Genomic DNA, 12,622 nt, shown 5'->3' with positions numbered 1-12,622 from the left:
TATGCCAGAAATGCCAGAAGTTGAAACAGTTAGAAGAACTTTGACTCCTTTAGCGGTTGGTAAAGTTATTAAGAAAGTGGACTTATGGTATCCAAACATTATTAGTTCTGATCATCGAGAATTTAAAAATAAGCTTGTTGGGAAAAAGATCCTAGCCATTGATCGTTACGCTAAATTTTTATTGATTAGATTGTCGGAAGATTTGACAATTGTGTCACACTTGCGAATGGAAGGAAAGTATTATCTATCTCTGCCAGCAACGCCTAAAGACAAGCATGACCATGTCCAATTTGAATTTACCGATGGAACTTCCTTGCGCTACAACGACGTTAGAAAGTTTGGCCGAATGCAGCTAGTGGAAACTGGCAGCGAAAAAATAGTCACTGGCATTGCCAAATTGGGCCCAGAAGCTGACTCGCCAGAGTTTACTTTGGACTATTTTTATGCTGGTTTAAACAAAAGACATAAAAATATCAAAAACGTTTTGCTAGATCAAAGCTTGGTCTCAGGTTTAGGCAATATTTATGTTGATGAAGTTTTATGGTCAAGCAAGATTCATCCTTTAAGCATCTGTAATAAAATTCCTAAGGATAAAGTTGCAATATTGCGGGATGAAATCAATCACACAATCGAAGAAGCAATCAAATATAAAGGAACGACGGTTCACACTTATCTTGATGCTAATGGCGATACTGGACATTATCAAAACAGACTAAAAGCATACGGTCATGCTGGAGAAAAGTGTCGTCGCTGTCAAAGTAAACTAGAAAAGATAAAGGTAAGTGGACGTGGGACGACTTTTTGTCCGAATTGTCAGGTGATGTATAAATGACGATTGTATTAGGCTTAACAGGTGGAATTGCTACTGGTAAAAGCACGGCAGATGAGTTTTTTCGCAAGCAGAATATCCCAATAATTGATGCGGATCAGATTTCTAGAGAAATTCTAAATATCGGCAAACCTGCATGGGAGCAAGTTAAACAGCAATTTGGATTAGAGTTTTTCAATGCCGATCAAACAGTAAATCGGAGAAAATTGGGTCAATATGTTTTTAGCCACAAGTCTGAATTAGAGAAGCTCAATCAGATCACCCATCCTTTAATCCATGAAGAAATTGTCGAACAAATCCAGTCTGCAAAACAAAAAAATCTTCCTTTGATAATTTTGGATGCTCCGGTTTTATTTGAAACTGGTGGAGAAAAGGATTGCGACCAAGTTCTAGTAATAGCTTTGCCAGAACAAGAACAGTTAAAGCGTTTGATGAAGCGCAATAACTATGACGAAAAAGAGGCCATGGATCGAATTAGATCGCAGATGCCCTTAGCGCAAAAAATCGCAAAAGCTAACTATGTGGTTGAAAATACTGGTACAATAATAGAACTAGAAGATAAATTAGCAGAAGTTTTAAGAAAAATAGAGGATTAAATATGGAATGCCCAAACTGTCACGAAAATTCATCTAGGGTAATTGACTCTCGTCCTAGTGATGAAAATAGAGCGATTAGACGTAGAAGAGAATGCGAAAATTGTGGATATCGTTTTACGACTTTTGAAAGAGTCGAAAAGGCACCTTTATTAGTTATCAAAAATGACGGTACTAGAGAGCCATTTAGCCGTGAAAAAATTTTGCACGGAGTAATGGCAGCTGGTCAAAAGCGTCCAATCTCCAGTAGCCAATTCGAACAATTGGTTGATCGAGTTGAAAACGATGTTAGAAAACAAGGTGTCAGTGAAATTTCATCAAAGAAGATTGGTGAATTTGTAATGTCACACTTGGCTGATGTTGATGATGTTGCCTACATTCGCTTTGCCTCCATTTATCGTGAATTTAAGGATATGTCGAGCTTCATGAAAACAATGGAAGACATGATGGCCAAGCGCGAGAAGGGAAATAATTAATGTTTGAAACAGCGGACCCCAAGCAAAAATTTTTTGTAGCCAATAGCGTGCGCTTGTATCCAGATACTTTGCAAATTTTAGTTCGATTGTATCAACCCTTGGTTGGTGCAATGAGCATCAGCTTATATCAAACCCTAGTTTATAACTATAGCCCTCATATGATTTTGTCAGATAGCCGAGGGCTATATTATTTACAAGAGCAAATGGACTGCGGGCTAAAGGATATTTTCAAGTCTTTGCATAAACTGGAAGCCGTTGGTTTAGTTAAAACCCATCTTGTTGATAATGAAGTATCCAGTATTTTGGCATTCGAACTTTTAAAGGTTCCTAGCTCACAGGAATTCTTTTCCACAGCTTTGTTGACTAGTCTTTTAAGAGAAAAAGTTGGCCAAAGTGCTTTCTATGATTTGAGTCAATATTTTGCAACTAAGGCTAGAATGCACCAGCAGCCAGTCAAAAAAGGCAAAGATATTTCAGCCTCATTTTTTGATGTCTTCCGCCTGCCAGAAGACGAGGCAATTACGCCATCTGTCGAAGTGCAAGAAGCTGCTGCAGCTAATCAGGTAGGAAAAATTGCATCAGCCCAAGTTAACGAAAAAACTGGCATCGATTGGGATTACATGAAAGATCGCTTTAGACTCTATCACATTGATCCCCAAGAAATTGAAGCCAAAAAGGCCGAGATCATTAGCTTAATGCAACTATATGGTATCAATGAACAAGAGTTTATCGACGAAACCTTGCCAACTTTGCATGGAGAAAGTCAGCTGAACTTGCGCGAAATCAGTCGTCTTTTGTCAGAAAGCTACAAAAATCAAAATAGCAAGCAGCAAATTCAACAAACAGTTCAGCAAAATCAAAAGATGCAAGTGTCAGTTAAATTATCCGATGAGCATCAGGCAATTTTGCTTGAGGCTAGAAGAAAGACGCCGGCTGAATTCTTGTATTTCTTAAAATCTCAAAAGGGTGGCTATACTACTGCTAGCGAAAATAAAGTTTTGAATAGCTTGATAAATCGAGGGTTGCCTGTTGAATTTGTCAACATCTTGACTTACGTATGCTTGCAATATGATTCTGTACTAGCGCCTAATTTAGCTAATAAGATAGCTAACGACTGGTTGCAAAATCATGTTGCTACAGCTGAGCAGGCTTTAGCTTATATTGAAAAGCGTCCTGCTAAGATAGCAAATAGCAGAAGAAGTCGGGCAGTGACGGTTAAACGTCATGAACAAAAGACTGATTGGAGCAAGGTTAAGGCTAAGACAGATAGCAATATTGATTTGAATCAGCTAGATAATATGTTTAGGAATTTAGAGGATTCTGATGATTCACAAGAAAAGTAGGTGAATTTGCATGGAAGCAATCGGGGATGTTATTGATAAGATTGTTAAAAAGCGGAACTTAGGCGATCAAAATAAGTTGACCCAAGAAGTTCTGGCAGATCCAGAAGTTAGAAAGTTTTTGAAAGAACATAAAGATAAAGTTGATAAAGCAATGATTTTAGCAAGCATAACAAATCTTTATGAATTTCACACTCAAATTCATAAACCAGATGAAATTATGCAAGGATATCGTCCAGAACTATTTATCAATGGGAAAGTAATAGATGTTCGCTATGCTCCAACTGATGAAAAATTAGCCCGTAATCATGAACTCGAAGTCAAAAATAATCTCCGCTTAGTTAACTTGCCTAATAGACTATACGGTGTAAAATTGAGCGAAGTTGATAAGACGAATGAGCGAGCTGTTGCATTGATGGAAATTTTAAAGTTTCTGCAAGCCTTTAAAAAGGATCCTCATCAACGCGGTTTATATCTGTCTGGGGACTTTGGCGTTGGCAAGACCTACATCTTAGCAGGCTTAGCTAATAATATTGCCAATTCCAATAAGACAGTCGTCTTTTTGCATGTTCCTACTTTTATCGCTAACTTAAGTCGCCACATCAGCGACAATAGTTTGTCTGATGAAATGGATCGCTTGATCAAGTGCGATGTCTTGATTTTGGATGATATTGGCGCAGAAACTTTGAGTCAATGGTCAAGAGATGATGTACTTGGCGTAATTTTGCAAGCAAGAATGGACAATGTTATGCCAACTTTCTTTTCTTCCAACTTTAGCATGAATGAATTAGAGGCCCATTTTGCGGAAACTAAAAATTCAATTGATGAGGTCAAGGCAGCCCGGCTAATGCAAAGAGTTCGTTTCTTAGCTAAAGAAATTACTATTAGTGGCCCTAATAAAAGAATTTTAGAAAATTAGCTTGCATAGATTTTTAATCCGGGTATAATAGCACTTAATAAGAGAGACATGATCGATTTCATTCAGAGAGAAGGGCCTAGTTCTGGAAGCCCTCACCGAAATTGACCCCAACTCTTTTACCCAAATAGCTTAAAATTAAGGTTGGATCCCATTATAGATCCTTAAAAGAGACCAGTATGATAGCATACTAGGTCTGAATTTGGGTGGAACCACGCTAATTAACGTCCCAGTGTCATTGTGACACTGGGATTTTTTATTTTCTGGAGGTATATATGAGTTTTTCAATCACATTGCCAGATGGCTCAAAGAAGGATTTTGATTCAAGTTTAACTATTGCTGAATTAGCTAGCGGTATTGCTACTTCATTGGGCAAGGCTGCTGTAGCAGGTAAGGTTAACGGCGAACTTAAGCCACTAGATTTTGTTTTGGATGCAGATAGTGAAGTTGCCATCGTAACTGATAAGGACGAAGCTGCACTTGAAGTTTTGCGCGAAACTGTTGCCTTTATTTTTGAAGCAACTGCTAAGAAGGCGCATTCTGAATTGCGCTTAGGTTTGCATGAAGCAGGTGAAGATGGATTCTTCGTTGACACTGACAAGGCTGATCAAATCAAGGTTACTGAATTGCCTGAATTAGAAAAAGCAATGCAAAAGGTAATCAAAAACGGTGAAAAGATTGAACATGTTCAAGTTGCTAAGGCAGAACTTGCTGAAATCTTCAAGGATGATCCATTTAAGTCAGAACTTCTTGCAAAAGAAGCTGACCAAGTTGATGCTTACAAGCTTGGCGACTTTATTGACTTTGGCTTCAAGGCTTTATTGCCAAATACTGGTAAGATTAAGCAATTCAAGTTGTTGTCAGTAGCTGGTGCCTACTGGCTTGGCAAGTCTTCAAACCCAATGTTGCAAAGAGTTGCTGGTACTGCATTCTTCAAGGCAGCAGATTTAGAAGCAGATTTGAAGCGTCGTCAAGAAATTAAGGAACGCGACCACAGAACTTTGGGTCACAACTTAGACTTGTTCTTCGTTGATCCTAAGGTTGGTGCTGGTTTGCCATACTGGATGCCAAAGGGTGCAACTATTCGCCGTATTGTTGAACGCTACATCATTGACCGTGAAGTAGCTGACGGTTACCAACACGTATACACTCCAGTTTTGATGAACTTGGATGCTTACAAGACTTCAGGTCACTGGGCTCACTACCGTGATGATATGTTCCCACCAATGGACATGGGTGACGGCGAAATGCTTGAATTGCGTCCAATGAACTGCCCATCACACATTCAAATTTACAAGCACCACATTCGTTCATACCGTGACTTGCCACTTCGTGTAGCAGAATTAGGTATGATGCATAGATATGAAAAGTCAGGTGCTTTGTCAGGTCTTCAACGTGTACGTGAAATGACTTTGAACGATGGCCACACTTTTGTTACCTTAGACCAAGTTCAAACTGAATTTGCTAAGATCTTGAAGTTGATCATGGATGTTTACAAGGACTTCGACATTACTGATTACTACTTCAGACTTTCATACCGTGATCCAAAGAACACTGACAAGTACTTTGCTAACGATGAAATGTGGGAAAGAAGTCAAAAGATGCTTAAGGGCGCTATGGATGACCTTGGACTTGACTATGTTGAAGCTGAAGGTGAAGCAGCATTCTACGGTCCTAAGCTTGATATCCAAACTAAGACTGCTTTGGGTAACGACGAAACTATGTCAACTATCCAACTTGACTTCATGCTTCCAGAAAGATTTGGCTTAAGCTACGTAGGTCAAGATGGTGAAGAACACCGTCCAGTTATGATCCACCGTGGTATCGTTGGTACTATGGAAAGATTTATCGCTTACTTGATCGAAATCTACAAGGGTGCTTTCCCAACTTGGCTTGCTCCAGTTCAAGCAGAAATTATTCCTGTTAACTTGGAAGCTCATGGCGAATACGCTGAAAAGGTTAGATTGGAACTTGCTAAGCGTGGATTTAGAGTTGATGTAGATTCAAGAAACGAAAAGATGGGTTACAAGATTCGTGAATCACAAACTCAAAAGGTACCATACACTTTGGTACTTGGTGATGATGAAATGAACTCAGACTCAGTTAACGTTCGTCGCTACGGTAACGAAGATCAAGAAACTATGTCACTTGATGAATTCATTAACTTAATCACTGCTGACGTAAATGAATACTCACGTGAAAAATAATCACTAGGAAATTCGTGCTCAGGCACGAATTTTTTATTTTCCCTTAAATTTTTGCAAACCGATAAAAATTGCTTAGGCAATTTGATACAATATAGCCATTGATTATTTTGTTGATATAAGAAAGGGTAGAAAAATGATCGCAACAACAACAGAACGAATTCCAGGCAAAGAATACGAAGTAATTGGAGAAGTATTTGGAGTTACAACTCAATCTCGCAACATGTTCAGCGATGTTGGCGCAGGACTTAAGTCAATGATTGGCGGCGAAATCAAGGCTTATACCAAGATGCTAACTACTTCTAGAGAAGTAGCAATCGAACGCATGAAAGACAACGCCAAAGAAATGGGTGCAGATGCAGTAGTAATGATGCGCTTTGACTCAGGTTCAATTGCTCAAGACATGCAATCAGTAGTTGCTTATGGAACTGCTGTTAAATTTGTCGACTAATTTAAAATTTGCTTGACATATAAATCCGATAAGCGTACACTTAGATAAGTTGAGAACAAGAAGAAGCACCCGCTTCTCGCCTAAGTTTTGAAACCTCTGGGCTGATCGATAATTTCTGTTGATTAAGAGCGGGTAGCAAATCGGTTATCCGCTCTTTTCTTGTCCTCAAATTAACACGGAGGTGAAGAGTCATACCAAAGAATGTAATTTTAAACGATAGAATTCGTTCTCGCGAAGTTCGTTTAATTGGTGCAGATGGTGAGCAGATAGGTGTAGTAAGTCGAGATGAAGCTTTACGCCAAGCTGCTGATGCAGATCTTGATTTAGTTCTTATTTCGCCTAATGCAAAACCACCAGTTGCTCGAATTATGGATTACGGCAAGTATCGTTTCGAACAACAAAAGAAATTGAAAGAATCCCGTAAGAAGTCTAAGACTATCAGTGTTAAAGAGATTCGCCTTAGTCCAACAATTGAAGGCAATGACTTCGACACTAAGTTGAAACACGTACAAAAGTTCCTTACTAAAGAAGGTGCCAGCGTACGAGTATCAATTCGTTTTAGAGGTCGGGCAATCACTCACAAGGAATTAGGTCAGCAAGTGTTGGAAAAGATGGCAGAAGCTACATCTGATATTGCTACCGTTGTAAGCAAGCCAAAGATGGAAGGCCGTTCAATGTTCTTGATGCTTGCCCCTAAGAGTGATAAGGACAAAAAGAAAAAGTAGTTAATTGGAGGAAATAGACAATGCCAAAAATGAAAACACACCGTGCTTCAGCAAAGCGTTTTAAGAGAACTGCTAATGGTGGATTGAAGCGTCATCACGCATTTACTGGTCACCGCTTCCACGGTAAGACTAAGAAGCAACGTCGTCATTTGAGAAAAGCTGCTATGGTTTCACGCAGTGACATTAAGCGCATCAAACAGATGCTTTCCCAAATGCGTTAATTTAAATTTAGAACGATATTAGGAGGAATTACTGATGCCAAGAGTTAAAGGTGGAACTGTAACACGTAAACGTCGTAAGAAGATTATGAAGCTTGCCAAGGGTTACCGTGGCGCAAAGCATATGCAATTTAAGGCTGCAAGCACTCAATTGTTTGTTTCCTACAAGTACGCATTCCGTGACCGTAGAAAGCGCAAGAGCGAATTTAGAAAGTTATGGATCGCTCGTATCAACGCAGCAGCTAGACAAAATGACATTTCTTACTCTAAGTTAATGCACGGCTTAAAGGTAGCTGGCGTTGACATCAACCGTAAGATGTTAGCAGACATCGCTTACAACGATGCTGAAACTTTTGCAAAATTAGTTGAAACTGCTAAGAAGGCTTTGAACTAATTTATAAGGAACGCGTGAAAACGCGTTTTTTTTATGCCATAATTGTCCGGTTTTCTGATAAGATTAAATTAGTAATTTAATGAAGGGAAAGACTGAATGTTATTTAGACCTAAGTACACAGTAAATTCGATTTATAATTTAAAAACAGATAAGCTAAAGCAAATGGGGATTAGGGCGGTTTTTTCAGATCTAGATAACACCCTGTTAGCCTGGAATAAATTTGAAACAGCTCAGGAAATGGACAGGTTGAACAAAAGATTGGCTAAGGCCGGTATAAGACTAGTAGTTATTTCTAACAACAATGCGCAAAGAGTTGGCAAAGTCCTAGATCCATACGGAATTGAATTTGTTGCTAAGGCAAGAAAGCCTCTACCATTTGCAATTAACGATGAACGGGAAAGCTTAGGCTTGCAAAAAGATGAAGTTATGATGGTCGGAGATCAACTGATCACAGACATCCAAGCCGGAAATTTGGCAGGCGTCAAATCTGTTTTGGTTAGACCGTTAGTTGAAACTGATAAATGGAATACTAGAATTAATCGCTTCTTTGAAAAGATCATTTTCTTCTTTTTAAACTTGACGCATAAGGTAGTATTTGAGGAGGATCTAAAAAATGGAAAATGATATTATCTGTATTGGTTGCGGCTCCAGATTACAATCTGAAGATGTTACTAAGGCAGGATATTTACCAGCAAGTGCCTTAAAAAAGGCAATTGAAGATGAAAGAGCAGATGTTTACTGCCAGAGATGCTTCCGTTTAAGACATTACAACGAAATCATGCCAGTTGAGCTAAATAATGATGATTTCTTAAATCTTTTGAATTCTTTAGCAAATAAAAAGGCTTTAATCGTTAATGTCGTTGACTTGTTTGATTTTTCTAATTCAATTTTGACCTCGTTGAAGCGATTTGTTGGGGATAATGATTTTATCTTAGTTGGAAATAAGTTTGATCTTTTCCCAAAAAATTCTCGTCAAAGTCGAATTAAGGATTGGATGAGACAAGAAGCTAATAGAATGGGTTTGTATCCTAAAGAAGTATTTTTGATTAGTGCAGCTAAGCAAAAGTACCTTGACGAATTGATCGAATACTTGAATAAAGCTTCGACTGATCGCGATGTCTACTTCGTTGGAACCACTAACGTAGGTAAATCAACTTTGATCAACGCTATCATTGATAAGATGGGTGACATTAAGGATTTGATAACCACCTCACGGTTTCCTGGTACTACTTTAGATAGAATCGAGATTCCATTAGATAATGGTCACTTCTTGGTAGATACGCCAGGAATCATGACCAAAAATCAATTGGCAACTTATCTTGATGCAAAAGATTTAGCGCTTGTCTCCCCTAAAAAACCGCTCAAACCTGCAACATACCAATTGTTGCCTGGAAACACTCTATTTTTAGGTGGTTTAGGTCGAATTGATTACGTTAAGGGCGAATCAACTAGTTTCACAGTTTATGTGCCAAGAGAAGTTTATGTGCATCGAACTAAATTGGAAAAGGCAGATGAATTTTACCAAAAGCATTTTGGCGAAATGTTGACGCCACCAAAAACAACCAAAGACTTGCCTGAAATGAAGGGTAAAGAATTTAAAACGACGTATAAGAGCGACTTGTTGTTTGGTGGAATTGGCTTTATTACTGTACCAGAAGGTTGTGTGGTAAAGGCTTATACACCAGGACAAATTGGCTTAGGAATTAGAAGAGCATTGATTTAGAGGTAAAAATGGCAGGGCATACATATTTTGAAAAAGGCCCAATTACTAAAGTTGAGCCTAAAATTAATGAAAAACGACATGGCAGACAAATCGGAATTATGGGCGGAACATTCAATCCAGTTCATCTGGCTCACTTAGTTGCTGCTGAGCAGGCAATGACCAAACTAAAGCTAGATGAGGTATGGTTTATTCCTGATAATATTCCACCTCATAAAAACGCTCCTTTAACGTCTGCTAGGGATCGGGCAGCGATGCTTAATTTGGCTACCCGTGACAATCCTAAGTTTCGTGTTAAGCTCCTAGAGCTCTTTAGAGGCGGCATTTCTTACACTGTTGATACTTTACGCTATCTAAAAAAAGAAGCACCAGAGAATGATTATTACCTAATTATGGGTAGTGATCAAGTTAATAGTTTCCATACATGGAAAGATCCTGATGAAATTGCTAAGATGGCGACTTTAGTCGGAATTCGCAGGCCAGGATATCCACAAGATCCGCATTATCCAATGATTTGGGTTGATGCGCCAGATATGCGTTTAAGTTCAACGGCTATTCGTTTGTCAGTAAAGACTGGTACTTCAATTAGATATTTAGTACCTGAAGATGTTAGAAAATATATTGAAGAAAAGGGGCTCTATCTTGACTAAGTTAGTTTTTGCCAATACTTATTCTCCACTTAGTAGTGAGGAATTGATTGCCAAAGAAAAAGCTAATATGGATGAAAATAGATTCAATCATTGCGTTCGGGTTAGTGAGACTGCTCGAAAATTAGCAGAGTTAAATGATTATGATCCAGAAAAGGCGGCTTTAGCAGGTTTTGTTCATGATTATGCAAAGCAAGTTCCAGTTGAAACATATATTGAAGTAATCAAAAGTCAAAACTTTGATCAAGACCTGTTAAATTGGAATAGAGCAATCTGGCACGGAATTGTTGGTAGCTACTTCATTAAAAAGGATCTGGGCATTACTGATCCAGAGATCTTACAAGCAGTCTACAGACATACTACTGCAGATGTAGAAATGACTACCTTAGACAAGATAGTTTTTATGGCCGATTTTATCGAGCCGGGTCGAGATTTCGAAGGCGTAGAGGAAGCTAGAGAAATAACTTATGCCAACTTAGACGATGGTGTTGGATATCAGTTGGCACATACTTTGGAATTTTTGATAGAAAAGCGAAACAAGATATATCCTCGCACTTTAGAGGCATATAATGTTTGGAGTATAAAGAAATAAGGAGAAAAAATTTTGACTAGTACAGAAATCTTAAACTTTGTTGTTAAAGCAATTAGCGACCGTCATGGTGAAGATACTGAAGCATACGATATGCGCGGCATCAGTATTTTGGCTGACTACTATGTAGTAACTAGTGCAGGTTCAAACCGTCAATTGCACGCAATTGCTAATGCAATTATCGAAGAAGCTCATCAAAATGAATACAGCGATTACCGAATCGAAGGAACTAGAGATTCAAATTGGTTGTTGATTGACTTAAAAGACGTAGTTGTCAACATTTTCACTAAGGATGCACGTGAATTCTACAATCTTGAAAAATTGTGGATGGATGGCAAGTCAGTCGAATTGAAGGAAGACTAATTTAATGAGTGTCGTTGGAATCATTGCTGAATACAATCCATTTCATAGTGGTCATGAGTTTTTGCTGAATCAGGCTAGGCTAGTGGCTGGCAAAGATCCAATTATTGTTTTGATGTCAGGCAACTATGTTCAACGCGGTGAAATGGCAATTATGGATAAGCATACTAGAGCAGAAGCTGCTTTAAGAGCTGGTGCTGACTTAGTCTTGGAGTTGCCATTTTCGACTGCAGTTCAAGCAGCTGACCTATTTGCTTTAGGTGGCATGGATCAACTATATAGATTAGGTGCAGAGACCTTGGTTTTTGGTGTGGAAAATGCCAATCTGAATTTTGCCTATCTTGGTAGCAAAATTGCAGAAATTCCGCAAAATCATATGGATTTTAATGATTATAGTCAAACTTATTCAACCCAGTATAATCAAATGGTTGCTAGAGAAGTAGGCTTTGAAGTCAATGCTCCTAATGCGATTTTAGGATTGGCTTATTCGGTGGCGAATTATAATCTAGGTTCGCCGATGAAATTGCATCCAATCAATCGAATTGGAGCTGGACATGACGATATCTTGAAAACAACGGCTGCAGTTCAAAGTGCCAGTGCAATTCGCAATTTACTTTTGCATAATGAAGATAAAACACAACTTTCGCAATGGCTACCTAAAGAAGAAGCTAAAAAGTTGATGGCGCAGGAAATTTATCCTAACTGGGATTTGCTATATCCATTCTTCAAGTATCGCGTAGAGTCAGCAAGTTTATCCGAACTTAGAGATATTTATCAAATGAGCGAAGGCTTGGAGTATAAATTTAAGCAAGAGATTCATTTGGCTAATGACTTCACGGAATTCTTGCGTCACGTTAAGTCAAAGCGCTACACTTATTCGCGTTTGCGCAGATTAAGTCTATTCACTTTGCTAAATGTTACTCAGGATGATATGGTTGATAGCTTCAACGATGAAAAATTGATTTTGCTAGGATTTAGCAAAAGAGGCCGTCAATATCTAAAAAAGAATCGAAAGAATTTCAAGACGAAAATTATTTCAAAAGTAGACCGTCGTGAAGCAAAAAGCGGTTCATTAGGCCTGCAAGTACGTGTGGATCGCTTATTTGAACAGTTGATGAAGGATGACCAGAACTTTGGTCAAAGACCAATTGAGGTGTAAG

Annotated in this window: 16 protein-coding genes and 1 other annotated feature; all 16 genes read left to right on the top strand. The window is 38.6% G+C overall.

The annotated features are described in order from the left end of the window. Nucleotide 1: 1 nt before the first annotated feature. The 16 genes from mutM to BN53_RS07470 all read left to right on the top strand — a co-directional run bounded on the left by mutM (nucleotide 2) and on the right by BN53_RS07470 (nucleotide 12,621). A complete protein-coding gene (mutM, locus tag BN53_RS07545) occupies nucleotides 2-832 on the top strand; it encodes a bifunctional DNA-formamidopyrimidine glycosylase/DNA-(apurinic or apyrimidinic site) lyase (protein WP_009560369.1) in 831 nt (276 codons plus the stop codon). After that, nucleotides 829-1,425, top strand: coding sequence for a dephospho-CoA kinase (coaE, locus tag BN53_RS07540; protein ID WP_009560368.1), 597 nt, complete (start codon nucleotides 829-831; stop codon nucleotides 1,423-1,425). Before mutM ends, coaE begins: the two co-directional genes overlap by 4 nt. 2 nt (nucleotides 1,426-1,427) lie before the next feature. Further along, nucleotides 1,428-1,898 (top strand): transcriptional regulator NrdR, encoded by a 471-nt coding sequence (gene nrdR, locus BN53_RS07535; RefSeq protein WP_009560366.1) that lies wholly within the window; start codon nucleotides 1,428-1,430, stop codon nucleotides 1,896-1,898. Then, a complete protein-coding gene (locus BN53_RS07530; protein ID WP_009560365.1) occupies nucleotides 1,898-3,241 on the top strand; it encodes a DnaD domain protein in 1,344 nt (447 codons plus the stop codon). The genes nrdR and BN53_RS07530 overlap by 1 nt, the downstream gene beginning before the upstream one ends. A 10-nt stretch (nucleotides 3,242-3,251) precedes the next feature. Then, nucleotides 3,252-4,157 (top strand): primosomal protein DnaI, encoded by a 906-nt coding sequence (gene dnaI, locus BN53_RS07525; RefSeq protein WP_009560364.1) that lies wholly within the window; start codon nucleotides 3,252-3,254, stop codon nucleotides 4,155-4,157. Between the two features lie 272 nt (nucleotides 4,158-4,429). Next, nucleotides 4,430-6,361, top strand: coding sequence for a threonine--tRNA ligase (gene thrS / locus BN53_RS07520; protein WP_009560363.1), 1,932 nt, complete (start codon nucleotides 4,430-4,432; stop codon nucleotides 6,359-6,361). Between the two features lie 133 nt (nucleotides 6,362-6,494). Continuing rightward, a complete protein-coding gene (locus BN53_RS07515; protein ID WP_009560362.1) occupies nucleotides 6,495-6,809 on the top strand; it encodes a heavy metal-binding domain-containing protein in 315 nt (104 codons plus the stop codon). A gap of 51 nt (nucleotides 6,810-6,860) precedes the next feature. Then, nucleotides 6,861-6,975: a sequence feature (ribosomal protein L20 leader region), on the top strand. A gap of 25 nt (nucleotides 6,976-7,000) precedes the next feature. After that, entirely contained in the window at nucleotides 7,001-7,534 is a 534-nt protein-coding gene (gene infC / locus BN53_RS07510; protein ID WP_081495933.1) for a translation initiation factor IF-3, read from the top strand. Nucleotides 7,535-7,554: 20 nt separating this feature from the next. Further along, nucleotides 7,555-7,755, top strand: coding sequence for a 50S ribosomal protein L35 (rpmI, locus tag BN53_RS07505; RefSeq protein ID WP_008471945.1), 201 nt, complete (start codon nucleotides 7,555-7,557; stop codon nucleotides 7,753-7,755). 34 nt (nucleotides 7,756-7,789) lie between these two features. Further along, entirely contained in the window at nucleotides 7,790-8,146 is a 357-nt protein-coding gene (rplT, locus tag BN53_RS07500; protein WP_009560360.1) for a 50S ribosomal protein L20, read from the top strand. Nucleotides 8,147-8,242: 96 nt separating this feature from the next. Beyond that, nucleotides 8,243-8,770 (top strand): YqeG family HAD IIIA-type phosphatase, encoded by a 528-nt coding sequence (locus tag BN53_RS07495; protein WP_009560359.1) that lies wholly within the window; start codon nucleotides 8,243-8,245, stop codon nucleotides 8,768-8,770. Further along, the gene (gene yqeH / locus BN53_RS07490) at nucleotides 8,760-9,869 is read left to right on the top strand and encodes a ribosome biogenesis GTPase YqeH (protein ID WP_009560358.1); all 1,110 of its coding nucleotides are present in this window, start codon (nucleotides 8,760-8,762) and stop codon (nucleotides 9,867-9,869) included. The genes BN53_RS07495 and yqeH overlap by 11 nt, the downstream gene beginning before the upstream one ends. Before the next feature lie 8 nt (nucleotides 9,870-9,877). Next, the gene (locus tag BN53_RS07485) at nucleotides 9,878-10,516 is read left to right on the top strand and encodes a nicotinate-nucleotide adenylyltransferase (RefSeq protein WP_009560357.1); all 639 of its coding nucleotides are present in this window, start codon (nucleotides 9,878-9,880) and stop codon (nucleotides 10,514-10,516) included. After that, the gene (gene yqeK / locus BN53_RS07480; protein ID WP_009560355.1) at nucleotides 10,509-11,105 is read left to right on the top strand and encodes a bis(5'-nucleosyl)-tetraphosphatase (symmetrical) YqeK; all 597 of its coding nucleotides are present in this window, start codon (nucleotides 10,509-10,511) and stop codon (nucleotides 11,103-11,105) included. The genes BN53_RS07485 and yqeK overlap by 8 nt, the downstream gene beginning before the upstream one ends. 12 nt (nucleotides 11,106-11,117) lie before the next feature. Then, nucleotides 11,118-11,465, top strand: coding sequence for a ribosome silencing factor (rsfS, locus tag BN53_RS07475; RefSeq protein WP_009560354.1), 348 nt, complete (start codon nucleotides 11,118-11,120; stop codon nucleotides 11,463-11,465). Nucleotides 11,466-11,469: 4 nt separating this feature from the next. After that, the gene (locus tag BN53_RS07470; RefSeq protein WP_009560353.1) at nucleotides 11,470-12,621 is read left to right on the top strand and encodes a nucleotidyltransferase; all 1,152 of its coding nucleotides are present in this window, start codon (nucleotides 11,470-11,472) and stop codon (nucleotides 12,619-12,621) included. The last annotated feature ends 1 nt before the right edge of the window (nucleotide 12,622 follow it).

The sequence above is a fragment of the Lactobacillus pasteurii DSM 23907 = CRBIP 24.76 genome, from assembly GCF_000297025.1.
GTDB lineage: Bacteria > Bacillota > Bacilli > Lactobacillales > Lactobacillaceae > Lactobacillus > Lactobacillus pasteurii.
This window is presented reverse-complemented; position numbering and strand designations above follow the sequence as displayed.